The sequence below is a fragment of the Geodermatophilus dictyosporus genome (assembly GCF_900115505.1).
GTDB classification, from domain to species: domain Bacteria; phylum Actinomycetota; class Actinomycetes; order Mycobacteriales; family Geodermatophilaceae; genus Geodermatophilus; species Geodermatophilus dictyosporus.
Genome location: NZ_FOWQ01000005.1, coordinates 337,675 through 363,643, shown reverse-complemented (window position 1 = coordinate 363,643; position 25,969 = coordinate 337,675). Strand labels below are relative to the sequence as shown.

General features: G+C 76.4%; 20 protein-coding genes. 14 read left to right on the top strand and 6 right to left on the bottom strand.

The window, feature by feature from the left end:
• Nucleotides 1-5 precede the first annotated feature (5 nt).
• Entirely contained in the window at nt 6-1,385 is a 1,380-nt protein-coding gene (locus BMZ33_RS14670) for a hypothetical protein (protein ID WP_169064354.1), read from the top strand.
• A 10-nt stretch (nt 1,386-1,395) separates the two neighbouring features.
• Nucleotides 1,396-3,306, top strand: coding sequence for a phage tail tip lysozyme (locus tag BMZ33_RS14665; RefSeq protein ID WP_091111777.1), 1,911 nt, complete (start codon nt 1,396-1,398; stop codon nt 3,304-3,306).
• A gap of 70 nt (nt 3,307-3,376) precedes the next feature.
• Here the strand turns inward: BMZ33_RS14665 and BMZ33_RS14660 are convergent, their stop codons facing one another.
• Together BMZ33_RS14660 and BMZ33_RS14655 are read right to left on the bottom strand one after the other, a co-directional pair.
• A complete protein-coding gene (locus BMZ33_RS14660; RefSeq protein ID WP_091111775.1) occupies nt 3,377-4,276 on the bottom strand; it encodes an SMP-30/gluconolactonase/LRE family protein in 900 nt (299 codons plus the stop codon).
• 26 nt (nt 4,277-4,302) lie between these two features.
• Complete coding sequence (locus tag BMZ33_RS14655) at nt 4,303-5,466, bottom strand: RtcB family protein (protein ID WP_091111772.1); 1,164 nt, start codon at nt 5,464-5,466, stop codon at nt 4,303-4,305.
• 201 nt (nt 5,467-5,667) lie between these two features.
• Here BMZ33_RS14655 and BMZ33_RS14650 point away from each other — a divergent pair, with 201 nt between their 5' ends.
• Nucleotides 5,668-6,636 (top strand): TIGR03557 family F420-dependent LLM class oxidoreductase, encoded by a 969-nt coding sequence (locus BMZ33_RS14650; RefSeq protein WP_091111770.1) that lies wholly within the window; start codon nt 5,668-5,670, stop codon nt 6,634-6,636.
• Between the two features lie 55 nt (nt 6,637-6,691).
• Entirely contained in the window at nt 6,692-7,048 is a 357-nt protein-coding gene (locus BMZ33_RS14645; RefSeq protein WP_091111768.1) for a cupin domain-containing protein, read from the top strand.
• Nucleotides 7,049-7,062: 14 nt separating this feature from the next.
• Here the strand turns inward: BMZ33_RS14645 and BMZ33_RS22740 are convergent, their stop codons facing one another.
• A complete protein-coding gene (locus BMZ33_RS22740; protein WP_169064353.1) occupies nt 7,063-7,461 on the bottom strand; it encodes an ATP-binding protein in 399 nt (132 codons plus the stop codon).
• Between the two features lie 99 nt (nt 7,462-7,560).
• Here BMZ33_RS22740 and BMZ33_RS22735 point away from each other — a divergent pair, with 99 nt between their 5' ends.
• Nucleotides 7,561-7,911 (top strand): STAS domain-containing protein, encoded by a 351-nt coding sequence (locus BMZ33_RS22735; RefSeq protein WP_169064352.1) that lies wholly within the window; start codon nt 7,561-7,563, stop codon nt 7,909-7,911.
• A gap of 10 nt (nt 7,912-7,921) precedes the next feature.
• Nucleotides 7,922-10,141: a SpoIIE family protein phosphatase gene (locus tag BMZ33_RS14635; RefSeq protein ID WP_091111763.1), complete on the top strand. Its 2,220-nt coding sequence runs from the start codon at nt 7,922-7,924 to the stop codon at nt 10,139-10,141.
• 3 nt (nt 10,142-10,144) lie between these two features.
• Here the strand turns inward: BMZ33_RS14635 and ilvA are convergent, their stop codons facing one another.
• From ilvA to BMZ33_RS14620, 3 genes are all read right to left on the bottom strand, one after another.
• Nucleotides 10,145-11,434: a threonine ammonia-lyase IlvA gene (gene ilvA / locus BMZ33_RS14630; protein ID WP_169064351.1), complete on the bottom strand. Its 1,290-nt coding sequence runs from the start codon at nt 11,432-11,434 to the stop codon at nt 10,145-10,147.
• Between the two features lie 181 nt (nt 11,435-11,615).
• Nucleotides 11,616-17,651, bottom strand: a complete 6,036-nt coding sequence (locus BMZ33_RS14625) for a DUF3320 domain-containing protein (protein WP_091111757.1) — start codon at nt 17,649-17,651, stop codon at nt 11,616-11,618.
• 91 nt (nt 17,652-17,742) lie between these two features.
• Entirely contained in the window at nt 17,743-18,630 is an 888-nt protein-coding gene (locus BMZ33_RS14620; protein WP_091111754.1) for an isocitrate lyase/PEP mutase family protein, read from the bottom strand.
• Nucleotides 18,631-18,850: 220 nt separating this feature from the next.
• Here BMZ33_RS14620 and BMZ33_RS14615 point away from each other — a divergent pair, with 220 nt between their 5' ends.
• The 8 genes from BMZ33_RS14615 (at nt 18,851) to BMZ33_RS23340 (ending at nt 25,920) form a co-directional block, all read left to right on the top strand.
• The gene (locus BMZ33_RS14615) at nt 18,851-19,543 is read left to right on the top strand and encodes a GntR family transcriptional regulator (RefSeq protein WP_091111751.1); all 693 of its coding nucleotides are present in this window, start codon (nt 18,851-18,853) and stop codon (nt 19,541-19,543) included.
• Complete coding sequence (locus BMZ33_RS14610) at nt 19,540-21,639, top strand: hydantoinase/oxoprolinase family protein (protein ID WP_091111748.1); 2,100 nt, start codon at nt 19,540-19,542, stop codon at nt 21,637-21,639. The genes BMZ33_RS14615 and BMZ33_RS14610 overlap by 4 nt, the downstream gene beginning before the upstream one ends.
• A gap of 1 nt (nt 21,640) precedes the next feature.
• A complete protein-coding gene (locus BMZ33_RS14605; RefSeq protein WP_091111746.1) occupies nt 21,641-23,518 on the top strand; it encodes a hydantoinase B/oxoprolinase family protein in 1,878 nt (625 codons plus the stop codon).
• A 100-nt stretch (nt 23,519-23,618) separates the two neighbouring features.
• Entirely contained in the window at nt 23,619-24,248 is a 630-nt protein-coding gene (locus BMZ33_RS14600) for an isochorismatase family protein (RefSeq protein ID WP_169064350.1), read from the top strand.
• 146 nt (nt 24,249-24,394) lie between these two features.
• Nucleotides 24,395-24,874 (top strand): hypothetical protein, encoded by a 480-nt coding sequence (locus BMZ33_RS14595; protein WP_091111740.1) that lies wholly within the window; start codon nt 24,395-24,397, stop codon nt 24,872-24,874.
• A 73-nt stretch (nt 24,875-24,947) separates the two neighbouring features.
• A complete protein-coding gene (locus tag BMZ33_RS14590) occupies nt 24,948-25,412 on the top strand; it encodes an NUDIX hydrolase (RefSeq protein WP_091111738.1) in 465 nt (154 codons plus the stop codon).
• A 125-nt stretch (nt 25,413-25,537) separates the two neighbouring features.
• Nucleotides 25,538-25,678 carry a hypothetical protein gene (locus tag BMZ33_RS23345; RefSeq protein WP_169064349.1) on the top strand — a complete coding sequence of 47 codons (141 nt, stop codon included), beginning with the start codon at nt 25,538-25,540 and terminating at the stop codon, nt 25,676-25,678.
• Nucleotides 25,679-25,776: 98 nt separating this feature from the next.
• Nucleotides 25,777-25,920: a hypothetical protein gene (locus tag BMZ33_RS23340; protein WP_169064348.1), complete on the top strand. Its 144-nt coding sequence runs from the start codon at nt 25,777-25,779 to the stop codon at nt 25,918-25,920.
• The last annotated feature ends 49 nt before the right edge of the window (nt 25,921-25,969 follow it).

The following is a 25,969-nucleotide window of genomic DNA, read 5'->3' as shown; positions in this document are numbered from 1 at the left end:
CTGCTGTGTTCCGAGTACTCGCCCGCCTGGTCCCCATCCCGGCGAACGTCAACCCCCCGCCGACGAGGGCTGACGTCGTCTTCGCCCTGCACCCCCTGCAGCTGAGCCGCTGGCTCGAGGAGATCTGGGGTGCCGGCGGGGCGCAGGTGTTCCCGCCGGTGCCCGGTGCACCGGTGCCGCCCGCGCTCGGAGCGGCGGACGTGGTCCAGCGGCTGCGGCTGGCCGACGTCCTCCGGAACCAGGACCTCCGCTCCGGTGTCTCCCCGGGCCTGACCGCCTCGGGTTACCCCAGCTTCGACAACCCCGTGGCGCTGGGTGCGGCGGCGCAGCTGCCCTGGGAGCACCTGATCTACCCCTACCTCGTGGAGAGCACCGGCGTCCTCTCGGTGCTCACGGAGGTCGTCCGCCGCTACGTCACCGGGGAGACCCTCGACCCGCCGTCGGTACAGACCCTCGTCTGGGCGCGGACGACGGAGGAGCTCTTCCTCCGGGACGCACCGCTGTTCTCCGTCGGGGGACTCACCAGCGCCGTGCGACCGGACGCCGCGGTCAACCGCCGCAACGCCTACTGGCGGATGTTCGGCGTCGACCTCCCGCACCCACTGCCCGGCCACCCCGACGGCACGGCGTGGAAGCAACCGGCGGGCGCCACCGTGAACACCCGGTTCCTCGAGACGTGGCACGAGCTCCTCCGCCAGGTCTGGCTGGGCATCGAGAACAACCAGAACCAGGTGGGTGCCAACCCGACCGACCCCAGCCACGTGGCCTACCTCTGCCAGACGATCGGCGAGTTGCTGCGGCTGCGGCGCCGGGGCGGACTCCTCTCTCGCGAGGAGTTCAGCTACTCGGCGATGCTCAGCTGGTTCCACCTCACCGTGGAGCAGGACTCGGCGGTCGTCCGCGACCTCCGGGCCACCGCCGGGGGCGGCGGGGTGCTGGGCAACCCCGCGGACCGGCTGGCGCTCATCGCCGCGCGCGTCGGCATGACCCCGCCACGGGCCGCGCGCGAGCTCTTCGAGCTGGCCGACCTCATGTCCCCGCTGATGTGGTTCATCGAGCTGGGCACCTTCGACAACACGGCCAGCGCCCGCCTGCTGTTCGACACACAGGGCCAGCCGAACACCGCGATGGTCGACCTGATGACGCGGATCGTCGACCTGTGGCAGTCGGCCACCGGAGTCTGGCTGAAGAAGGAGCCGGGACCGTCGGACCGGGCGTCGGCGCGGGGCCCGGCGCCGGTGCAGCAGGTGCGCATGCCGGGCGGGATCTTCGCCGCACCGCCGGCACCACCGGCGCCGGTGCCCAACGGATCGGGGCCGGGCGGGACCGTGCCCGCCGTCGGACCCGTGCTCAACGGCGCCGGCGCCCCGGCCGGCGTGCGCTGAGGAGGCCGCCGTGGACCCCGAGTCCGTGCTCGCGCTCGACGAGCACCCCGCCGATCCGTACCGGCCCGTGCGGCAGGACGTGCTCGACCTCAGCGCACTGGCCGACGACTCCAGCGGCGAGTCGTGGACCGGCGAGAGCGCCACCTCCCCGGACGGCCGGTACGCGGCCGGCGAGACGACGTCCGCGCAGTCCGGCGACGAGACCTGGCAGGAGAGCTGGCAGGAGAGCTGGCACGAGACCTGGTCCGCCCCGGTGACCGAGTCCTACGCCCCCACCGACCAGCCCGAGGAGGCCGAGGTGGGGGAGCTGCTCGTCGCCGAGGCGCTGCCCTTCGGCACCGGGCTGGCGCTGGTGGAGGCGCTGAGCGAGGTGGGGGCCGGCTCCGCGGTGGAGGTGGCCGCGTTCGCCTTCGGCGACCAGGTGCTCCGGCGCGGGTCGCGGGGCCCCGGCGTCGTCGCGCTGCAGCGGGCGCTGACCACCCTGGGCACCCCGCTCACCGCCGACGGCGACTTCGGCCCGCTCACCGAGCAGGCGGTGCGCCGCTTCCAGGTCTCGGCCGGCCTCACCGTGGACGGCGTCGTGGGTCCGCGGACGAAGGTGGCGCTGAGCGCCGCACTCGCCCGCCGCGGCACCGGACCCGCGCCCGCTCCGACCCCGACGCCCGCGCCGCCTCCGCCGGCGGGCTCGCTGCCGGCCGCCATCGCCCGGGTGGCCGAGGCGGAGTTCGCCCGCTGGAACCCCGCCGGCCAGCCGCGCCTGCAGGAGACCCACCGGGCCGCCGGACCGATCCTGCAGGAGTACTACCGCACCGGCGTCCGGGTCGAGGTCACGCTGGAGCAGATGGCGAGCGAGACCTACCAGCGGAGCAACCCGTGGAGCGCGGTGTTCATCTCCCACGTGATGCGGACCGCGGGTGCCGGGGACCACTTCACGTACTCCCGGGCGCACCAGGCCTACATCCGCGAGGCCCGGCGCAACCGCCTCGACGGCCGGACCAGCAACCCGTTCTGGGCCTACCGGGTCGGCGAGATCGCGCCCCGGGTGGGCGACCTCGTCTGCGCCGACCGGGGCAGCGGGGCCACCTACGACAACATCGGCGACAACACCTACCGGGCGACGCACTGCGACGTGGTGACGGCGGTCGCGCCCGGACAGCTGCGGACGATCGGTGGCAACGTGTCCCAGGCGGTGGGGTGCACGGAGCTGCGGACCGGCCCCGACGGGCGGTTGCGCACGGACGGCAGCCAGGCCAGGTACTTCGCCGTCATCAGCAGCTCGGGCAGCCGGGCGCCGGGGCCGGCCCCGCCGGCCGCCCCGGCCACGACCCAGGAGGCCCGCATCCGCCGCGTCGTGGAGCTGCTCACCGGCACCTACGGCTACCCGGTCAACGCGGCGGCCGGCATCGTCGGCAACCTCCTCGCGGAGTCCGGCGTCCAGCCCGACCGGCTCGAGGGCAGCCGTCCGGAGACGCCGATGCGGGCGAAGGACATGTCCGGCCGGGTCCGCGACTTCACGCCCGAGGAGATCCGCGACCGCGACCGCGCCGCCGGACGGGGCCCGCTGCTCCCCGGCGTCGGCATCGCGCAGTGGACCTCCCGCGACCGCCGCGCGGGCCTGTTCCGGCACTCCTTCCGGGGCCGCGTCCTGGGCACCGCCGTCCTCACCGACCTCGACGCCCAGGTCGACTACCTGGTCGGCGAGCTGCGCGGGCCCTACCGGGCCGTGGACGCCGTCCTGCGCGACCCCGCCGTCTCCGTCGAGGCGGCCGCCGACGAGGTCGTGTACCGGTTCGAGGTGCCCGGCGCCGTCCTGCAGGACGGCCGGCTGCGGCCGAGGTCGGACCCGCAGGTGCAGGAGGTGTTCCGCCGCCGTCGGGCACTGGCGCACCAGGCGCTCCGGGTCGCCACCGGCCGGCCCTGAGCGAGCGGCTCGTCCCCGGCCACGTCGTGCTCTGCACACCGGTGTGTGCAGAGCACGACGCGCGCCGGACTCACGGGTGGCCGGCGTGGGGGACGTCGACCTCGGTCGCGAGCAGGACCGCCTCGCGCACCGGTGCGCGGTTGTGCTCGTAGAAGTCCGGTGCCGCACACAGCAGCAGCGTGCGGCCGTCCTCCCCGCCGAGCATGCAGGCGAAGACGCCCAGCCCCTCCGGCCCGGCGACGGCGTCGACGATCTCTCCACCCTCGGCCACCCGCACGACTCGCCCGCCGACGGCGTCGGCAGCCCAGATGCACCCGTCGGCGTCGAGCGAGCAGCCGTCCGGGGCGACGGCGAGCTGGCCGAGCACCTCGTCCACCGTGCGACCGGTCACCTCGGGACCGAGCGACGCCCACACCCGCCGGTTGGACAGCGACCCGTCGGCCCCCAGGTCGAACGCGGTGTAGCGGTTGCCGAGGGTCTCGCCGACGACGAGCGTGCCGCCGTCCGGGGTGATGACCGAGCCGTTGGGGAACTGCAGCCCCTCGGCGGCCACCGACACCGTGCCGTCGGGGTCGATGCGCTTCAGCGATGCGGTGGACGCGTCCCCGCCGCCCATCAGGTCGAACCCGAAGTCGCCGGCGAACACGTGTCCGGACGCCGACACCACCAGGTCGTTGAGGTGCCCGCCGCAGTGCTCGGACAGGTCGGCGTGGGTCGACAGCGCCGACCCGTCCCAGCGCAGCACCTGGTGGGTCTTCATCGACACGACGACCAGCGAGCCGTCGGGCAGCCAGCCCAGGCCCGAGGGCTGCCCCGGCACCTCGAACTGCACCGTCTCCTGCCCGTCGGCGGTCACCCGGCTCACCGTGTGCCGGTAGAAGTCCGACACCCACCACGTGCCCTCGTGCCAGCGCGGCCCCTCGAAGAAGCCACCGCCGGTCAGCACCGTCCGCACCTCGCGCTCTGCCATGAGCCGGACCCTAGGGCGCGGGGACGTCAGTCGCCCTTGACGTTCACCACCTGGCGCAGCGTGTGCCGGACCTCCACCAGGTCGGCCGCGTCGGCCATGACGACGTCGATCGACTTGTAGGCGTCGGGGTGCTCGTCGAGGAAGGCGTCGGAGTGCCCCCAGGCGATGCCCCTCATCCGCCGGTCGAGGTCCGCGCGGGTGAACTGCCGGCGCGCCGCTCCCCGCGAGAACGCCCGCCCGGCGCCGTGCGGCGCCGACATGAGCGAGTCCGCGTTGCCTCGGCCGACGACGACGTAGGACGCCGCGCCCATCGAGCCGGGGATCAGCCCCCACTGCCCCGCGCGTGCCGAGATCGCGCCCTTGCGGGACAGCCACACCTCGGTGCCGAAGTGGCGCTCGCGCTCGGTGTAGTTGTGGTGGCACTGCACCACCTGCGCGCGGTGCACGTCCTCGGTGAGGAACCGCGACAGCTGCTCGGCGACGCGGTCCATCATCTCCTCGCGGTTGAGCGCGGCGAACCGCTGCGCCCAGTGCAGCGCCTCGACGTAGGCGTCGAACTCCGGCTCGCCCTCCTCCAGGTAGGCGAGGTCGCGGTCGGGGACGTCGATGCCCTTGGCCTGCGTGCGGTCCTGGGCGATGCGGATGTGCTTCGACGCCAGCTTGTTGCCGACCCCGCGCGAGCCCGAGTGCAGGAACAGCCACACCCGGTCGGCCTCGTCGAGGGAGACCTCGATGAAGTGGTTGCCCGAGCCGAGCGAGCCCAGCTGCTGCGGCCAGTTGGGCGCGACGCCGTCGGCCTGGCCGGCGCCCGGCATGCCGCGCAGCTCCTCGACCCGTGCGGCGGCCGACTCGCGCACCTTCTTGTTGTAGCGGCCGGCCGACAGCGGGATCGACCGAGAGATCTGCTCGTGCAGCGTGGCGAGGTTCCGGCCGCGGACGTCGTCGCCGGTGAACCGGGTGCGGACGGCCATCATCCCGCAGCCGATGTCCACGCCGACGGCCGCCGGGATGATGGCGCGGTCGGTCGGGATGACCGAGCCGACGGTCGCGCCGAGACCGAGGTGCGCGTCGGGCATCAGCGCGACGTGCGGGTGGATGAACGGCATCGAGGCCGTCCGCTCGGCCTGCGCCCGGGTGGTCGGCTCGAGGATCGACGCCCAGTTGAGCAGGCGGTCGCTGATCTTCTCCATGGTCCTTTCTCTTCTCCGGTGCGGGCCCCGGTGCCCGCGGGACGGGTGGTGGGCCGGGGCAGTCAACGCGCCGGGGTCCCGGCACCGCCACCGGATTACCCGTGCGGCCCGTCCCCGCCCACCCGGCGTGCCGTTTCCGTTCCTCGGGCGCCGGGCAGGCGGCAGGGGCCAGCCGGACACCACCAGTGAGGACGCCACGCGATGCAGGTCGGACTGAAGCTCGCCACCGAGGCCTTCCCGCCGAACGAGGTGGTCCGCCAGACGGTCCGCGCGGAGGAGGCAGGCTTCGACTTCGTCGAGCTGAGCGACCACTTCCACCCGTGGCTCGACGTCCAGGGCCACAGCGGCTTCACCTGGTCGATGCTCGGCGCGATGGCCGCCAGGACGGAGCGGATCGGCCTGGTCACCGGCGTGACCTGCCCGATCATCCGGTACCACCCGGCGGTCGTCGCCCAGGCCGCGGCGACGGTGCAGATCCTCTCGGGGAACCGGTTCACCCTGGGCATCGGCGCCGGGGAGCGGCTCAACGAGCACGTCGTCGGCCAGGGCTGGCCGGCCGTGCGCACGCGGCACAAGATGCTCGCCGAGGCACTGGAGATCATCAAGCTGCTCTGGCAGGGCGGCTACCAGTCCTACGACGGGCAGTACCTGCAGCTCGAGGACGCCCGCGTGTTCGACCTGCCCGACCAGTTGCCGGTGATCGCCGTCGCCAGCGGCGGGCGCAACGCCTCGGCGCTGGCCGCCGAGCACGGCGACGGGCTGTTCGCCACCGAGCCGCGCAGCGACCTCGTCGAGGCCTACCGCGACGCCGGCGGCGCCGGCCCGCGCTACGCCGAGGTGCCGATGGCGTGGGCGACCGACGAGGAGTCGGCCGTCCGGGAGGCGCTCAAGACGAGCCGCTGGGCGCTCACCGGCTGGAAGGTGATGAGCGAGCTGCCCAACCCGGTGAACTTCGACGCGGCCAGCGCCACGGTCCGGCCCGACGACATCCGCCAGCAGTTCTCCTGCGGCCCGGACGTCGACAAGCACGTGCAGCAGGTGCAGCCCTACGTCGATGCGGGTTTCGACCACATCGTGCTGCAGAACGCCGGTCCCGACCCTGACGGCTTCATCGACGCCTGCGCCGGCGGGCTCATCGAGCGGGTCCGCGCGCTCAGCCCGTCGTCCTGACGCGTTCCCCGGGTGGGGAGGCTTGCGCCGCACCCACCCGGGTAGCCCGTCGTCCATGAGCGGGACGAGCGAGAGCCGGGTCAGCAAGGTCGAGGCCGCGGCCGTCGAGGCCGGGGGGATGGGGCAGCGCCACCTGGCGGCGGGCTCCCGGATCGGGATGCGCCTGTGGGCCGCGCAGCAGCCGAGCGACGGCGAACCCCCGGTCGCCCGGGACTACGAGACGGTCGGCTACGCCGTGTCCGGGCGTGCCCGGCTGCGGGCGGAGGACCAGACGCTGGAGCTCGGTCCCGGCGACTCCTGGGTCGTGCCGGCCGGGGTGAGCCACACCTACGAGATCGTCGAGGCCTTCACCGCGGTCGAGGCCACCTCCCCGCCCGCGCAGCAGGCCGGCCGGGACACCCCGCCGTCCTGAGGGCAGCCGCGGGGTCAGGGGCGGTCGAGCAGCCGCAGCGGCGGGCGCGAGGACAGCCGCTTCTCCAGGCTGACCCGGTGCCGGCCGTCGGGGTCGCTGCGGAAGTCGAGGCGGTCGACCAGCGCCTGCATGAGCGCCAACCCCGCGCCGCCGCCGTCGGCCGACGGCTCGCGCCCGGCGACCTCGCCGGGGTCGAAGCCGCTGCCGTCGTCGACGACGGTGATCCGGCAGACGTCGTCGGCGATGTCGACCGACACCTCGTACTCGGCGTGGGGACCGGCGTGCTGGACGACGTTCGCGCACGCCTCGGTGAGCGCGAGCGTGGTCTCCTCGACCACCGGCCGGTCGATGCGCAGGTGCTCCAGCGCCTGCCGGCACAGCCCGCGCACGAACGGCACGCTGTCGACGTCCACCGGAAGACGTACGGTGAAGCCGATCTCCACCCCGAGCCTCCTCCTGCAGCGTCCGGTTACGCTCCCTGGGTCCGACCACCGCACCGAGGGAGCCCGATCGTGCAGTTCGCCGTCGACCGCACAGCGGTGCACGGACGGCCGGCGCTGAGGGTACGCGGTGAGCTCGACATCGCCACGGTGGCGCGGCTGGCCGAGTGCGTGGAGGCCGAGCTGTCCGCCGCGCCGCGCGGGCTGGTGGTCGACCTGACCGACACCGCGTTCATGGACTCCTCCGGTGCCCGCCAGCTGGCCCGCACCGCCAAGCGGGCCGCGGCGACCGGCACCGCGCTGCAGGTGGTCTGCCCCCGGTCGAACTCCGCGGTGCGCCTGGTCATCGACCTGCTCGAGCTCGACCGGCTGGTGCCCGTCGTCGAGACCGCCGGGCTCACCGACGGCGAGGTCGGGTCGTAGGGTCGCGGCAGTGACCACGTCCCCGCCGCCCGCCGCCCCCGACCCGGTGCGCCGGCAGGTGGACGCCGACGCGCTGGCCCGCTGCGCCGACGAGCCGATCGCCGTCCCGGGCGCCGTCCAGCCGCACGGCGCGCTGCTGGCGGTCACCGAGCCCGGCCTCGTCGTCGTCGTCGCCTCGGCCGGTGCCGCCGGCGTCCTCGGCGCCGAGGTCACCGGCCGGACGCTGGCCGACCTGCTCCCCCCCGCCGACCTCGACCGGCTGCGCGCCGCGCTGGCCGGCGACCTCGCCGAGGCCGGCCCGCTACGGGTCTCGCCCGGCGGCCGCGAGCTGGACCTGGTGCTCTCGCGCAGCGGCGACCTGCTGGTGACCGAGTGGGAGCCGGTCGCCGGCGCCGAGCAGGCCGGCGCGGCCTGGCACCGGCGCCTGCCCACGGTGCTGCAGCGGCTGTCGGCGCCCACGTCGCTCGACGGGCTGACCGGCGTGCTGGCCCGCGAGGTGCGCGCACTGACCGGGTTCGACCGGGTGATGGTCTACCGCTTCGACGCCGAGTGGAACGGCGAGGTCGTCGCCGAGGACCGCCGCGAGGACCTCGAGCCCTTCCTCGGCCTGCACTACCCGGCCTCGGACATCCCCGCCCAGGCCCGCGCGCTGTACGCCACCCAATGGCTGCGGCTCATCCCCGACGCCGCCTACACGCCGGTGCCGCTCGAGCCGCCGCTGGTGCCCGGGACCGGGCGGCCGCTGGACCTCTCGGGCGCGATGCTGCGCAGCGTCTCGCCGGTGCACCTGGAGTACCTGGCCAACATGGGCGTCACCGCGTCGATGTCGGTCTCGCTCGTCGACCGCGGCCGGCTGTGGGGCCTCGTCGCCTGCCACTCATACTCGGGCCCGCACCGCCCGTCCCACGCCGACCGCACGGCCGCGGAGTTCCTCGGCCGCACGGCCTCGCTGCTGCTGCACACCACCGACGAGGCCGGCGAGCACGACCGCGCGGTCGCGGTGGCCCGCCGGGAGGCCGAGCTGGTCGCCGCGGTCGGCCGCACGCCGCGCACGCCGGCGACCGCGCTGGTCGACGGGGTGCTGACCGTGCTCGACCTGCTGCCCGCGGCGGGGGCCGCCGTCCGCCTCGACGGGCGGTTGCACCTGCTCGGGACGACGCCGCCGGCCGAGCGGGTCGCCGCCGTCGTCGCGGCGGTGCTGGGGGCCGGCGGGGCCACCGATCGGCTGACCCGCGCCCTGCCCGGGTTCGACGACGTCGCGGAGGAGGCCAGCGGGGTGCTGGCCGTCGAGGTCGGCGGGGGGCGCGGGGACTTCCTCGCCTGGTTCCGCCCGGAGACGCCGCGCGAGGTGTCCTGGGGCGGGGACCCGCACACCTCGAAGGTCACCGACGGCCGGCTCTCCCCGCGCCGCTCGTTCGCCCGGTGGACCGAGACCGTCCGCGGCACGGCCCGGCCGTGGCGCGAGCACGAGGTGGCCGCCGCGCGGGCGCTGGCCGGGCACCTCGGGGAGGCGGTGCTGGCCCGCGCCGCGGAGGACGACCGGCTCTCGGCTGCGCTGCAGCGGACCCTGCTGCTCGAGGAGCTGCCGAAGGTGCCCGGCGTCGCGCTCGGCGCCCGCTACCGGCCCAGCGAGGCCGACGTCGTCGGCGGCGACTGGTACGACCTGGTGCCGCTGCCCGGCGGGGAGCTGGCCGTGGTGCTCGGCGACGTCGCCGGGCACGGGCTGTCCGCCGCGTCGGTGACCGCCCAGCTGCGGCACGCGCTGCGCGCCGCGCTGCTGCGCGACGAGGGCCCGGCGGCGGCGCTGTCGGCGCTCAACCAGCTCGTCGGCGCGCTGCTGCCCGGCGAGATGGCCACCGTCGTGATCGTCCAGCTCGACCCCGGCACCGGCCGCGTGGCGCTCGCGAACGCCGGGCACCTGCCGGCCGTGCACGCCGCCGGCGGCGTCGGCCGGCTGGTCACCGACGGGCGCGGCCCGGCACTCGGCCTGCTCGACGCGGTTCCCTACCCGCAGGCCGAGCTGGTGCTCGACGCCGGCGACCGGCTGCTCCTCTACAGCGACGGCCTCGTCGAGCGCCGCGGCCGGCCGCTGCCCGAGGGGATCGAGGCGCTGCGCGAGGCCGTGGCCGCCGCGGCGGGGGAGCCGCAGGAGGTCGTCGACGGCGTGGTGGCCGCGCTCGACCCGGCCGGCGACGACGACGTCACCGTGGTCGGCCTGGCGCGGGTCTGAAGCTCAGCCCGCGCCCCCGCGGACGAGGTAGCGGTAGGCCGGCGACCCGGGGTCGAGGTGCTGGATGCGCAGCGGGCTGGCCGCGGTGCGCTGCAGGAGCACCGGCAGGTCGCCGGCGTCACCGAGCTCGATGCCGGTGAGCGCCGCGCCGGTCTCGCGGTTGTCCCGCTTGACGTACTCGAACAGCACGATGTCGTCGTCGGGGCCCAGCACGTCGTCGAGGAAGCGGCGCAGCGCCCCGGGCTCCTGCGGGAACTCGACGAGGAAGTAGTGCTTGAGGCCCTGGTGCACCAGGGACCGCTCGACGACCTCGGCGTACCGGCTGACGTCGTTGTTGCCGCCGGAGAGCAGGCAGACGACGGTCTGGCCGGGCTCGACGCGCACCGTGCCGCCGGTGAGCGCCGCGGTGGCCAGCGCGCCGGCGGGCTCGGCGATGACGCCGTCGACCTGGTAGAGCTCGAGCATCTCGGTGCAGACCTGTCCCTCGGGGACGGCGACCAGCTCGGCGCCGCAGTCGCGCACCAGCGGGTAGGTGACCGCACCGGCCCTCCGCACGGCGGCGCCGTCGACGAAGGTGTCGATCGCGGGCAGCTCCACCGGCCCGCCGGCCGCCAGGGCCGCGGCCATGCTGGCCGCACCCGCCGGCTCGACGCCGACCAGCCGGGTGCCCGGGCTCGCGTGCCGCAGCCAGGTGCCGCAACCGGCGAGCAGGCCGCCGCCGCCCAGCGGGAGGACCACGACGTCGGGCGCGCGGCCGAGCTGCTCGAGCACCTCGACGGCGACGGTGGCCTGCCCGACCACGACCGGCCAGGCGTCGAAGGCCGGCACCAGCGTGGCCCCGGTGCGGCCGGCGTGCGCGGCCGCGGCGGCCGCGGCGTCGTCGTAGGTGTCGCCGGTGACGACCAGCTCGACCGTGTCGCCGCCGAGCGCCTGGATGCGGGCCCGCTTCTGCCTCGGCGTGGTGCCCGGGACGAAGACCGCGCCGCGGACGCCGAGGGAGCGGCAGGCGTGGGCGACGCCCTGGCCGTGGTTGCCGGCGCTGGCGCAGACGACCCCGGCGGCGCGGGCGGCACCGTCGAGCCGGCTGATCGTGTTGTAGGCACCGCGGACCTTGTAGGAGCGGCCGACCTGCAGGTCCTCGCGCTTGACCCACACGTCGGCGCCGGTGAGGCCGCTGAGGCGCTGGTTGCGCTGCAGCGGCGTGCGCTCGGCGATGCCCGCGAGCCGGCCGACGGCGTCGCGCACGTCGGCGGGGAATCGGGCGAGGTCGGGGCTCGTCGCGGTGCTGCTCACGGCCTCCATCCTCCTGCCGGCCGTGACCGGCCCCCGGCAGGTGTCCCCGCCCGGTCGGTCGTGCTCTGACCACACCTGTGTGCAGAGCACGACCGCGCCGGCACACGGTGTCGGCCCCGCCTTCGTGCTCTGCCCACGGGGAGTGGGCAGAGCACGACCCGGCCGGGGAGGAGTACCCGGCTCAGGCGGTGACGCGGCCGTCCTCGTGCACCGTCAGCCGGCCGGCCGCGGTGAGGCGGTCGAGGGCGGCGGTCAGCTGGGTGGTCAGCGACGGCGTGCGGCGGCGGTGGCCGAAGACCTCGGCGGTGCGCAGGAGGAGCTGGTCGACGGTCAGCCCGCCGTCCGCGGCCCGGCACAGCGCCACCATCGCGTTGCCGACCTCCTCCGGCGCGACGTGCTCCAGCGGCCGGCCGGCGCTCGCGGTCTGCCGGCGGAACGCGGTCCACCCGGCCCGGTCGATGCCCTCGGGCCACACGAACTCGCCGTCGACGGTCCCCTCCGGCAGCAGGGCCAGCAGCGCGTCGCGGCGCGCCTCACCGACCCGGGACAGGCCGAACGCGCCGGCCGCGAGCCGGGTGAGCCGGTCGCGGTGCACCGGGCCCTCGGCCTTGACCCCGGCCAGCAGCACCCGGCGCACCAGCCGGGCGGTGCGGGCGTCGGCGAGCCCGTCGAGGGCCTTGCGGTCGCCGGCCGGCTTGGGCGCCCACGGGCGGAACGGCAGCTCCCCCTCGAGCACGGCCGCGGTGGGACGGCGGATCGCGGACGGCCGGGCCGGCGCCGCGGGCGCCTCGGGAGCGGGGGCCTCGGCGGCGGGTTCGGGCTCGGCCAGGTCGGGGACCACGGTGAGCGTCACCGGGGCCGTCGCCGGCTCGGGGGTGGGCTCGGTGTCGGCCGCCCGCGGACCCGGCAGCGCGGCGAGCGCGCCGGTCACCACCGGGTGCAGCGCCCGCGGGGCCAACGGCGATGCGGCGGTGGGCACCGGCGCGGGGACGCGGCTCAGCGGCGCCGCCGTCGCAGGCCGCGGCACGGCCGGGGCGGGCACCGCGGCGACGGCGGCGACCAGCCGGTCGAGCACCTCCTCGCGGTCGCGCAGCCACGACGGGAGCCACACCCGCTCGACCAGCGGCCAGCCGAGGAGTCCGCCGAGCACCTCGACGGGCAGGCCGTCGCGGTCGGCGACGGTGCCCCGCCGCGCCCACTCCGGGCCGTCGAGCAGCACGGCCATGACCGGGGCGTCCGGGGCCTCGGCCCGGGCCACGGCCAGGTCGACGCGGAAGTCGGAGAGACCGACGTCGGTGCGCACCACCAGCCCCCGCGCGCGCAGCGCCTCGGCGACCTCCTCGCGGTGCCGGTCGGGCAGGCCCACCCGGCGGGCGGCGCGGGGCAGCGCGTCGGGGCCCAGCGCGGCCAGGTCCAGCCAGGCCCGCAGGTGCTTGATGCCCACCGAGGAGGTCTGCTCCGCGCGCAGCGCCGACGGGTCGAAGGAGGAGAAGACGACGACCTGCCGCCGGGCGCGGGTGATCGCCACGTTGAGCCGCCGCTCCCCGCCGACCCGGTTGAGCGGGCCGAAGTTCAGCGGCAGCACGCCGCGCTCGTCGGGGCTGAAGCCGGTGGAGAAGAGCACGACGTCGCGCTCGTCGCCCTGCACGTTCTCCAGGTTCTTGACGAACAGTCCCTCGCCGTCGGTGCGGTCGAGTGCGGCGACCAGCCGCTCGTCGCCGGAGTCGCGCAGCAGCGACTCGACGTAGGCCCGCTGCTGGGCGTTGAAGGTGACCACGCCGATCGAGGGCACCGTGTCCGGCGAGGCGGCGAAGCGGCGGCGGATCTCGGCGACGACGGCCTTGGCCTCCATCGGGTTGGTCCGCAGCAGCCGGCCGGCGCCCGAGCGGTGGAAGGTGCCCTCCACCCGCACCAGCGAGATGCCGCGGCCGTCGACGTCCGCGGAGGGGCGGCAGTGCACGGGCGCCGGGAACGAGGCGAGCCGGTCGCCGTAGTAGTGGGCGTTGCTGAAGGCGATCAGCGACTCGTCCTGGCTGCGGTAGTGCCACGACAGCCAGTGCCGCGGCAGCCCGGCGTGCACGCACTCGGTGAGGATCGACTCCTCGTCCTCGGCCGCGGTGCCCGGGAGGCCGGCCGGGTCGTCGTCGCGGGCCGCCGTCGACTCGGCGAAGGACGTCGGCGGCAGCTGCTGGCTGTCGCCCACGACGACCGCGGCCCGCGCCCGGCCCAGCGCGCCGACGGCCTCGGCCACCCGGATCTGCGAGGCCTCGTCGAAGACCACGAGGTCGAACTGGCCGGCCCGCGCGGGGAAGAAGCGGGCCACCGAGTCGGGACTGACGAGCACGCAGGGCAGCAGCGCGGTGACCAGGTCGCCGTGCTCGGCGAGCAGGGCGCGCACGCCCGCCCCGTGGCGGGAGCGGGTGAGCTCGCGCTGCAGCGCGGCGAGCCGGTCGTCGTCGATGCGGCGGCCGGCCAGCACCGCCGCCGGCAGCGCGGCCGTCAGGTGCCGGCGGACGGCGCGCGACGCGGCGGTGAACCGGGCGATCGCCTTGCCGTGCGCCCCCTCGTCGAAGGCGTCCAGGCCGGTGGCGGCGCGCCGCTCGGCGCCCGACACCGCGGCCAGCCCGGCCTCGAACGCACGCGGGGCGTCCTCGGCGGGCAGCCGGCCGCTGACCAGGGCGTCGCGCGCCTCGGTCAGGCCCGCGGCGCGCAGCGGCTCGACGGTGTCGAGGAACTCCGCCCAGCGGCGCAGCGAGATCAGGCCGGGGTGGTCCAGGCCGCGCTCGGGGCGGGTCAGCGCCCAGCGCAGCAGCACGCCGTCGTCCCCGCACCACTCGGCCAGCGCGGCCGGGCTGCTGCCGCACGCCCGCAGCAGGGCGGTCAGCGCCCGGCGCAGCCGGGTCACCGCGGCGGCCGCGGTGGAGTCCGGGCCGGGTCCGGCGACGAGGTACCGGCGCAGCGCGACGGCGAACGGGCGGGCGCTGTCGACGGCGGCGCCGGCCCGCTGCAGCCAGCCGACCTGCCCGTCGAGCAGCGTCGGCTCGGTGAGCGGGTTCCAGCCCTCGGGCACCGACAGGCCCGGGATCACCGAGGCCCGCGCGACCAGGGCCGTCCCCGCCTGCTGCACCCGCCACAGGGAGGCGGTCAGCTCTGGGACGTCGCGCAGCCGCACCTGCACGCCGGGCCGCAGCACCGGCGCGAGCCGGGCGCGGACCGCCCTGAGCCCCTGCCGGCGGGCCCACCAGCGGGCGGCCTGCGCGGTCTGCGCCTGCACGTAGAGGTCGGCCAGCGGCAGCTCCACCGCCTCGGGCGTGGCCAGCTCCAGGCCGGGGTGCACGGTGGTGGTGAAGGCGCCCAGGTCGGCGAGCACCGCGGCGGTCGCCGCCGTCCACCGCTGCGTGGGCACCTCGTCGAGCACGTCGAGCCCCACCCCGGGACCGGCCAGCAGGTGGGCCAGGGCGACGAGGTCGGCGGGGGTGCGCACCTCGCGCAGCGCCCGGGCCAGGTGCTCCTCGGCCGGGAGCGCGCGGACCGCGGCGTCCACCTCGAGGGCGGCGGCGTGCGCGGCGGCGAGGTCGACGCGCGCGGAGTCGACGAACGCCCACGGGTGCCGCGCCGAGGGCCGCGCCAGGTCCGCGACGTCGGGCAGCAGGGCCAGCGCGCGGCGCACCGCGGCCAGCGTCTCCGCGGGCGCGGCGGCGGCGAAGCCCAGCGGCACCGGCAGGTGCGGCACGTCGTCGCCGACGGCCAGCCGCGCCGTCCGCGACGAGTAGTAGGACAGTCCCGCGGCGTTGGGCGCGTGCAGCCGGTCGGCGTAGCGGGCCAGCGTGCGGCGGGCCGCGCGCAGGTCCTCCCCGTCGGCGGCCAGGCCCTGCTCGTCGACCGCGACCACCTGCTCCAGGGCCGCGCGCACGCGGGCGCGGACCTCGGCCCCGCGGGCGCCGCGATCGTGCAGGTCGAGGGTGAACGGGCCCATGCCCACCGCCTCGAGCCGGCGGGCGACCACGTCGAGCGCGGCCCGCTTCTCGGCGACGAAGAGCACCCGCTTGCCGTCGGCGACCGCGCGGGTGAGCAGGTTGGTGATGGTCTGCGACTTGCCCGTCCCCGGCGGTCCCTCCAGCACGAAGGTGCGGCCGGCCAGGCCCTCGGCCACGGCGCGCAGCTGCGAGGCGTCGGCCGGGACGGGGCAGGCGGCGGCGAGCTCGTCGAGGTCGGCCGGGACCGGCGGGGCCGGCACCGGGTCGACGAAGGCCTGGTGCGGCGCGTGCACCAGGTGCTCGACCAGCGGGTTGGCGGTGAGCTCCGCCCAGTGCTCGTCGAGGTCGCGCCAGAGCCGGTACCCGGCGAAGGAGAGGACGGCGAGGTCGGCGGTGGCCTCGACGCGGAAGGGCAGCCCGGCGTCGGCCAGCGCCTGGCGGAGGGTGCCCAGGACGCTGTCGACGTCGACCGCCTCGGCGTCGGCGGCCAGGCCCGGCAGCTCCAGGCCGTGCTCCTGCCGCAGCTTCTCCAGCAGGCACCGGTTCGGGCTGGCCCCGGCGGCCTCGTCGGCCGACAGCCGGTAGCTCTCCGCGCCGTCGGGGGAGACGCCGGCGGGGGCGAGCACCACCGGCAGCAGCACCAGCGGGGAGCGCAGCGGCCGGTCGTCGACCTCCCAGACCAGGCTGCCGAGGGCCAGGTGCAGGTCGTTGGCGCCGGTCTCCTCGAGCACGGTCCGCGCGCGGTGCGCCAGGGCGCGCAGCCGCGGCAGGTAGCCGCCCTCGGAGACGTCGGCGTGCACGGCGCCCTGCTCGAGCAGCACCTCGGCCAGCTCGCCGACCGGCAGCTCGCGGGCCACGCTCACGCCCCGCTCGTGCTGCTCGGGGGAGAGCCGGTCGGCGGGCAGCAGGCCGACCGCCGTCCCCCCGGTGAGCAGGCCGGCGAGGGTGGCGAGGTAGGCGCCGGGGACGGTCAGCGGCAGGCCGGCGCCGGGGGTGTGGTTGATGAGCCGGTTGCGCAGGCTCAGGTCGAGCAGGGCGTTCTTCCACTGCTGCACGCGCGGGGGCACCCCGGGGCGGCTGCCGGGACCCGGCGCGGCGTGCCGGCCGGGCGGCCGGGCGGGGTCGGGCCCCGCGGCCCGGTACTCGACCACCTGGAGCGCGCCGTCGGCGCCGCGGGCGTGGACGGGCAGCGGCAGGATGCCGTCGCGCCGGGCGCGGTGCACGTCGGTGACGCCGAGCAGCCGGTCGGGCGCACCGGCCGGCCAGGCGTCGACGACGGCGTGGTGCAGCAGCCCGGCGTCGGGCCCGGTGTCCGGCTCGTCGCCGTCGCCGGTGGTCAGCAGCGTGGTCTCCACCAGCCGCACCAGGCCGCGGCCGACCAGGTCCACCAGCGGGGCGGCGTCGGTGGTGGCGGCGCTCTCGGCGCTGCGCTCCTCGCGCCAGTAGCCGAGGACGGCGTGCCGGTCGGCCACCCACAGCAGCGGGCGGACGCCGGCCGCCTCCAGCGCGGCGGCGAGCGTGACGACGACGTCCAGGCAGCTGCCCACCCGGCCGTCGAGGACCTCGCCGGGGGTGCGCACCCGCTGCGCCTCCTCGGCCCAGCCCGCGGGTGCCTCGGCGGCGCGGACGCCCCGGGCGCGCAGCGCGGCGGCCACCGCGGCGACGAGCTGGTCGACCCGCTCCGGCCCGCCGGCGTAGCCCGGTGCGTCGGCGTCGCCGGGGCCCGCGTCGAGCAGCGCGGCGGCCTCGCCGAGCAGCGCGGTCACGGCCGGGTGCTGGGGCTGGACGTGCGCGGCGAGCAGCTCCAGCGCCAGGGGCACGGGGGCGGCCAGCCACTGGTCGGCGGCCAGCACCTGCACCGGCAGCGCGGTGCCGCCGACGTCGGTGCCGGCCACGGTCACGTCGACCTCGACCGAGCCGGGGCGCTGCTGGCCGATCTGCCGCATCGCGGCGGGGTCGAGGACCAGGCCGAGGTCGCTGAGCACCGTCGTCCGGCCGGCCTCGAGGTCGACGGTCAGCTCGACCGGGGTGCCGATGGGGCCCTCGGCGTCGCGGACACCCAGCCGGACCGTGGCGCCGGGCAGCGGGCCGCCGTGGGCGGTCAGCGCCAGCCGGGACACCACGGGCACGCCGCCGGCGGCCAGCGCGGCCGACAGCACCGGGGTGGTCGTGGCCGCGATCGCCACCGTCGCCCGGGCAGCCCCGTCGTGCAGAGTCGGCCGGCCGTCCGGAGTGCCCATGGCGTCCTGTGTACCGGTCCGGACGGACCGGTCCGGTCATCCCCGGACGAGTCTGGGACGGGTGTGACGGGAGAGCCGAGAACGGCTCCGCTCAGCCGGCGAAGCGCTGCTCCAGGTCGGTCACCTCGGGCAGGCCGACGAGGTCGGTGAACTCCCCGAAGGTGGGCAGCCCGTCCAGCGGCGGCACCCCCTCGGTGCGCAGCCCGTCGAGCAGCGCCCGGATGCCGGCGGTCGCGGCCAGCAGGGTGCCGATGGGGTAGATGACCAGCGCGAACCCCAGCTCGGTCATCCGCTGCAGCGACAGCGGGGGAGTGCGCCCGCCCTCGGCCCAGTTGAAGACCAGCGGGGCGACGCCGGCCAGCTCGCCGGCCACCCGCTCGACGTCGGCCTCGGTGGTCGGCGCCTCGACGAAGAGCAGGTCGGCCCCGGCCTCGGCGTAGGCGCGGGCCCGCTCGAGGGCGTCGTCCACCCCGCTGACGGCGACCGCGTCGGTGCGCGCGATCAGCACCAGGTCGGGGTCGCGGCGGGCGGCCGCGGCGGCGCGGACCTTGCCGGCCATCTCCTCGGTCCCGACGAGCGCCTTGCCGCTCATGTGCCCGCACTTCTTGGGCATGACCTGGTCCTCGAGCTGGATGCCGGCCACCCCGGCCTGCTCGTAGAGCTGCACCGTGCGGACGACGTTGAGCGCGTTGCCGTAGCCGGTGTCGGCGTCGGCGATGACCGGCACGTCGACGGCGGCGGCGATCCGGCGGGCGTTGTCGACCATCTCCGCGCCCGACAGCAGCCCGACGTCGGGGCGGCCGATGAGCGAGGCCGTCGTCCCGAAGCCGGTCATGTAGACGGCGTCGAAGCCGGCCTGCTCCACCAGCCGCGCCGACAGCGCGTCGTAGGCGCCCGGCGCGACCAGCGGCGCCGGGCCGGCGAGCAGCTCGCGCAGCCGGGCCCGCGGTGCCCGTCCGGCTCCCAGCAGATCCCCCACGGCGCCTCCTCGTGTGCGGCCCGCCGACCGGGCGCACGCATCCCGACACGATGGGTTGCATACACGCGCCGGTGCGGGGTGCTCCGGGTCGGCAGCAGTCTGCACCGGCTCCGACGTGCACCGCAACGGCCGAAACGGAACAACGGGGTTCCCCGGCGACCCCTTGTGCGCACCGATGACCACCCCTACGTTGCATGCAATCGAGCGAGGGATGTGAGCCGTGACACGTCCGGTGACGTCCGCGGAGCGGGCCCTGACGGCCCTCCGCGACCTCATCATGGGCGGGCAGCTGGCCCCCGGCGCGCGGCTGGGCGAGGTGGAGCTCGCCGACCGGCTGGGCGTGAGCCGCACCCCGGTGCGGGAGGCGCTGTCCCGGCTGGCCGCCGAGGGGCTGGTGCAGGTCGTCCCGAACCGCGGCGCCCGGGTGGCCACCTGGACGGTCGCCGAGCTCGAGGGCGTGTTCGACCTGCGCGCGGTGCTCGAGCCGCGGCTCACCGCGCTCGCGGTCCCGAACGTCCGCCCCGCCGACGTCGACGAGCTCGACGCGCTCGCCCGGCAGATGCTCGAGGTCGGCAGCCCCGGCCCGGGGCAGGACCTCGACGCCCTCGTCCCGCTCAACCGGGCTTTCCACGACCGGCTGGTGGCCCTGGCCGGGCACCCGGCCCTGGCCGCCGCGCTGGCCGCGGCCATCCACCCGCCGATCGTGCGGCGCAACTTCCTCACCTACGACGAGGAGTCGCTGCGCCGCAGCCTGGCCCACCACGGCGAGATCGTCGCCGCGCTGAGCGCCGGCGACCCCGAGTGGGCCCGCGCCGTCATGACCTCGCACATCGCCAACGCCCGGGCCGTGATGGTCCGGGCGGCCCGGCTGCAGACCACCGCCACCGCGACCCCGGAAGAGGAGACCGCATGAGCTACCGGCTCGGAGTCGACGTGGGGGGCACGTTCACCGACGTCCTGCTCGTCGACGAGGACAGCGGCGCGACGTGGCGCGCCAAGACCGCCTCCACCCCGGCCGACCAGGCGGTCGGCGTGCTGCACGGCATCGAGGAGGTGTGCGCCGACGCCGGCATCGCGATGGCCGAGGTCGCGCAGGTGCTGCACGGCACCACGGTCGCGACCAACGCGATCCTCGAGGGCAAGGGCGCCCGCGTCGGGCTGGTCACCACCCGCGGCTTCCGGCAGGTGCTGCAGATCGCCCGCTCCTTCGTCCCCGGCGGGCTGGCCGGCTGGATCATCTGGCCCAAGCCCGAGCCGCTGGCCGACCTCGAGGACACCGTGGAGGTCGAGGGGCGCATCGCCAGCGACGGCTCGGTCGTGCGCCCGCTCGACGACGACGACGTCCGCGCGCAGCTGACCCGGCTGGCCGGCCACGGCACCCAGAGGCAGGGCGTGCAGGCGCTGGCGGTCAGCCTGGTCAACTCCTTCGCCGACGCCGGCCACGAGCGCCGCATCCGCGAGCTCGCCGCCGAGGTGCTGCCCGGCGTCCCGGTCTCGCTGTCGTCGGACGTGCTGCCCGAGCTGCGCGAGTACGAGCGCACGCTCACCACCGTCGCCAACGGCTACGTGCAGCCGCAGGTGGAGAAGTACGTGCGGCACCTGTCGGCGGGGCTGCGCGAGGGCGGGGTGGCCGGCGAGCTGTCGATCCTGCGCAGCGACGGCGGCCTGCAATCGGCCGACGCCGCGGTCGCCGCGCCGGTGACCATGCTGCTGTCGGGCCCGGCCGGCGGGGTGACCGGCGCGGTGTGGGTGGCCGAGCAGTGCGGCCACCGCGACCTGATCACCTTCGACATGGGCGGCACCTCCACCGACGTCGCCCTGGTGCGGGGGCTGTCCCCGCGGATCGGCCGGGAGACCAAGGTGGGCGACCTGACGGTGCGGGCCTCCAGCGTCGACGTCCGCACCGTGGGCGCCGGCGGCGGGTCGATCGCGCACGTGCCCGAGCTGACCCGCGCGCTGCGGGTCGGCCCGCAGTCGGCCGGCGCCGATCCCGGTCCGGCCGCGTACGGCAAGGGCGGGGTGGAGCCCACGGTCACCGACGCCGACGTCGTCCTCGGCTACCTGCCCTCGGCGCTGGCCGGCGGGGAGATCACCCTGGACGTCGAGGCGGCGCGGGCCTCGGTGAGCAAGGTGGCCGAGGCGATGGGGCTGGACTCCCCGGAGGCCGCGGCCGCCGGCATCGTCGACATCGTCAACGAGAACATGCTCGGCGGGCTGAGGCTGGTCTCGGTGCAGCAGGGCTTCGACCCGCGCGACTTCGCGCTGGTCGCCTTCGGCGGCGCCGGCCCGCTGCACGCCAACGCGCTCGGGAGGCTGACCGGCGCCTGGCCGGTGATCGTCCCGCCGTCCCCCGGGGTGCTGTGCGCCCTCGGCGACGCCACCACCAGCCGGCGCGACGAGTCCGCGCGCACCGTGCTGCGCCGCTTCGGCCAGCTGACCGACGGCGAGCTGGGCCAGATCCTGCGCGAGCTGGCCGACGAGGCCGCCGACCGGCTGGCCGCCCAGGGCCTGGCCCGGCCGGACCAGACCGTCGGCTTCCAGGTCGACGTCCGCTACCACGGGCAGGGTTTCGAGATCCCGGTCGAGGTGGACCCGGCCTGGCTCGACGGCGCCGGTGGGGCGGGTGGGGGCAGCACAGGCGCGCTGGCCGAGCTCGGGAAGGCGTTCGACGCCGAGCACGACCGGCTGTTCTCCTTCCTCCTCGACGTCGACCACGAGCTGGTCAACGCCCGCGCCACGGTCACCGGACCGCGCCCCGACGTCGCCCCGGTGCGGCTCGAGGAGGGTGACGGCGACCCGGCCGGCGCCCTGGTCACCGAGCACCCGGTGCACGTCGGCGGCGAGCAGGTGACCGCCCAGGTGTACGACCGGGCCCGGCTGCGGGCCGGCGACGTGGTGCGCGGCCCGGCGATCGTCACCGAGATGGACTCCACGACCCTCGTCCTGCCCGGCCACGCGGCCACCGTGCACGCGTCGGGCTCGCTGCTGATCACCCCCGTGGAGGGCTGACATGGCACGGATCGTCGAGACGGCCACCGGCGAGGTCGAGCGGGTCGACGTCGACCCCGTCACCCTCGACCTGATCGAGAACGGCCTGCGCAACGCCCGCTACGAGATGGACGAGGTGCTGTTCCGCACCGCGCTCTCGCCCGGCATCCGCGAGCAGCACGACGAGTTCCCGCTCATCGGGGACCCCGGCGGGAAGATGGTCGTCGGCCAGTTCGGCCTGTCCATCCCCGACTTCCTCGACGGGTTCGACGACACCGTCGAGGAGGGCGACGTCCTGCTGACCAGCGACCCCTACGCCTGCGGGGCGGCGATCAGCCACGCCAACGACTGGCTGCTGGTCATGCCGGTGTTCCACGAGGGCCGGGTGGTGGGCTGGGCGTCGATGTTCGGGCACATGTCCGACGTGGGCGGCAAGACGCCGTCGTCGATGCCCACCGACGCCCGCACCATCTACGAGGAGGGCGTGGTCATCCCGCCCTTCAAGCTCTACCGGAGGGGCGTGCCCAACGACGACGCGCTGCGGATCATCCTCAACCAGGTCCGCATGCCCGACTGGAACCGCGCCGACCTCAACGGCCTGGTCGCCGCCTGCCGCACCGCCGCCCGCCGGGTGGTGGAGATGTGCCAGCGGTTCGGCACGGCCACCTACCTGTCGGCCCTCGACGCGCTGCTGCAGCGCAACCACGACGCGATGAAGGTGCTGCTGCAGGCGGTCTTCGAGGAGGGCCGCACCCTGTCGTTCACCGACTACATCTGCGACGACGGCGTCGGCAACGGCCCCTACGAGCTGAAGCTGTCGCTGACGCGCACCGGCGAGAAGGTGCACCTGGACTTCACCGGGTCCTCGCCGCAGGCGGCCGGGCCGATCAACTACTACATCAACGAGAACCTCACCCGGATGTTCTTCGGGATATACATGATCACCGTGGCCGACCCGCAGATCCTGTGGAACGACGGCTTCTACCCGCTCGTCGACGTCACCATCCCGGACGGCTCGTACTGGAAGCCCGCGCACCCCGCGGCGCTCAACGGCCGCAACCACGGCATCGGGCGGGTGTTCGACCTCTTCGGCGGGCTGCTCGGGCAGACCAACCCGGCGCTGCTGAACGCCGCCGGGTTCTCCTCCTCGCCGCACTTCATGTACTCCGGGCACTACTCGTCGGGCGAGCGGAAGGGGGAGTGGTTCCAGCTCTACTCGATCGGCTTCGGCGGCATCCCGGGCCGGCCGCTGGGCGACGGCCCCGACGGGCACTCGCTGTGGCCGAGCTTCGTCAACATCCCCTGCGAGTACCTCGAGTCCTACTACCCGCTGCGCATCGAGACGTGGCAGACCGTGCCCGACACCGGCGGCGCCGGCCTGCACCGCGGCGGCAACGGCGTCGACGTCGCCTACGTCTTCGAGGAGCCCGGCGAGATCGCCATCCACGACGACCGCTGGCTGACCTATCCCTGGGGGGTGAACGGCGGCGAGCCCGGCGCGCGCGGCCGTAAGTGGATCGACCGCGCCGAGGGCGCCCGCGAGGTGCTGCCGAGCAAGTGCCACGGCGTGGCGGTGCACCCGGGCGACGTCCTGCACTTCGTCACCTGGGGCGGCGGCGGGTGGGGCGACCCCCTGCTGCGCGACCCGGAGCTGGTGGCCCGCGAGGTGCGGCGCGGGCTGGTCACCCAGGACGGCGCCCGGCGCTACGGCGTCGTCGTCACCGAGGACGGCGAGGTCGACGCCGGGGCCACCGAGACGGTGCGCGACCAGCTGCGCGCCGACCGGCCCGCGGAGCTGCCGGTGTTCGACATGGGGCCGCCGGTGGAGGAGCTGCTGGCCCGCTGCGAGGAGGAGACCGGCCTGCCCGCGCCCCGGCGCCCGGTGTGGACGGCGGGGTGAGCCGCTCTGCACCCGGCCCGTCGCGCGAGATCTGCACACCGGTCGCGTCCCGGGGCTCCACGAGCGCGAGTGTGCAGATCTGGCGGCGAGGGGAGGGGCCGTGACCGTGCCGGAGCCCGGGCCGCACGGGACGGCGTTCTCCGGGCGGTTGGGCTGGGGCAGCCGCCCGGCGGTCCTGGTGATCGACCTCTGCCGCGCCTACACCGAGCCCGGCGGGCCCTTCGCGCTGCCCGACCCCGGGCCGGCGGTCGAGGCGGCGGCGGCCCTGGTGGCGGCGGCGCGCGGGCACGGCCACCCGGTGCTGTGGACGGCGGTCCGCTACACCCGGGGCATGGCCGACGGCGGCCTGTTCGCGCGCAAGGTGCCGGCGCTGGCCGCCTTCGCCGAGGACGCGCCCGGCGGCTGGGGCGAGCTGACGCTGGCGCCGGACCCGGGTGAGCCGGTGGTCGTCAAGCAGTACGCGTCGGCGTTCTTCGGCACGACCCTGGCACCGACGCTGCTGGGCCTGGGCGTGGACACCCTGGCGATCGCCGGGGTGTCGACGTCGGGCTGCGTGCGGGCCACCGCGATGGACGCGCTCAACTCCGGGTTCCGTCCGCAGGTGGTGCGCCAGGCGTGCGCCGACCGGAGCCCCGCGCTGCACGAGAACAACCTCGCCGACCTCGACGCCAAGTACGCCGACGTCGTCGACCTGGCCGGGGCGCTGGACTGCCTCCAGCGCCCCGCGTAGACGGCGGCGCCTCCCGGGTGTCCCCCCTCGGGAGGCGTCGCCCCCACGGGACGGGTGGGGCCCGCGGGACCGGCCGTGCGGTCGGGGCGGGCGCCGCCCGGCCCGGCGCCCCGGGACACCGCCGGCGTCGTGCCACGGTCGCGGCGATGCCGAGCAGCCCCCGTCCCCCGGCGGACGGTCCCGAGGACCCGGACACCCTCGTCCTGACCGCCCCGGCCCGGCACCGGGCACCCCGCAGGCCCGTGCGCCGGCGCGGCCTGGCCCTCGCGGCCGCCGTCGCGCTGCTGGCGGTGGTCGCGCTCGCCCTCCTCGTCGCCCCCACCGGGGTGCCGGGCACCGAGGGCCGGAGCGCCGGCGCCGTCCCCGGCGCGCCCTCGGCCGAGCCGACCCGGCAGGTCCCGCCCCCGACGCGGCCGTCCCCGGTGACGAGCACGCCCGCCCCGCCGCCCGCGCCGGCCGCACCGGCGGTCGTGACCACGCCGGCCCCCGTGCCGGCCCCTGCCCCGACGCCGAGCGCCACGCCCGCCCTGCCTCCACCACCACCACCGGCGCCGGTCGCCGAGCCGTGCGAGGCGCCGGGCAACAGCGAGCGCGCCCGCGGCAACGGCTCCCCGCACTGCCCCTGAGCGCAGCGCTGCAGCGAGCCGGTGTCCCGGCCGTCCGCGGCGCTCGCCGGCTGGGCCGTGCCAGGGTGGGCGGGTGCCGAGGCGGAGCGCGGGGGTCCTGCTGTACCGGCGCGCGCCGGGCGGGGGAGTGGACGTGCTGCTCGGGCACATGGGCGGCCCGTTCTGGGCGCGCCGCGACGAGGGCGCCTGGTCGATCCCCAAGGGCGAGTACGGCGAGGGCGAGGACCCGCTCGCGGTGGCGCACCGGGAGTTCGAGGAGGAGCTCGGCAGCCCCGTCCCCGCGGCGGAACTCGTCCCGCTCGGCGAGCTGCGCGCCGGCGGGAAGGTGCTCACCGTGTGGGCCGCCGAGGGCGACCTGGACGCCACCGCGGTCCGCAGCAACACCTTCGCGCTGGAGTGGCCGCCGCGGTCGGGCCGGGTGCAGGAGTTCCCGGAGGTCGACCGCGCCGCCTGGTTCGGCGTGGACGAGGCCCGCGCCAAGCTGGTCGGGGGCCAGGTGCCCTACCTGCAGCGCCTGCTCGACCTGCTCGGCGACTGACGCGCGTCGTCCGGGGGAACGGCGTGGACCGATCGCGTGACATCTCGGGCCGGGTGCGCGCCGGGGCTGCCCGAGGGCGCCGCGGGCTGCCACCCTGGGGCGCTCCCGAGCCCCCGGAGGTCTCCATGAGCGCCGACCCGACCCCGACGTCCGCCCTCCCCGGTCGCCCGGTGGTGACCGCCGTCGTGCGGGTCCGCCCGCGCTGGGCACCGCCCGCGGCCGCCGTCCGCGCGCGGGAGGAGGCCGTCCAGGTGACGGATCGCTGACGAGTCGTCCCACGCGTCACACGACGGGTGACCGCGCCGGCCGCGGGTGGCAGGTTCTCGCTCCCGGGTCCTGACCGACCCCCGAGCGAGGAGACCCCGTGCCCTGTGCCACCTGCGCTGCCGAGACCCACCCGGGCCCGGTCTGCTCCCGCTGCGCCGCGCTGGCCCAGCTGACCCAGCCGGTGCTGCGGCTGGAGACCCGCCGGCGGCCGGCCGTGCCGAAGCCGGCACCGCGGCCGTAGGGGGACCGGTCGCGCCGGGAGCCCGGCGTGACCGACCTCACCGCTAGCA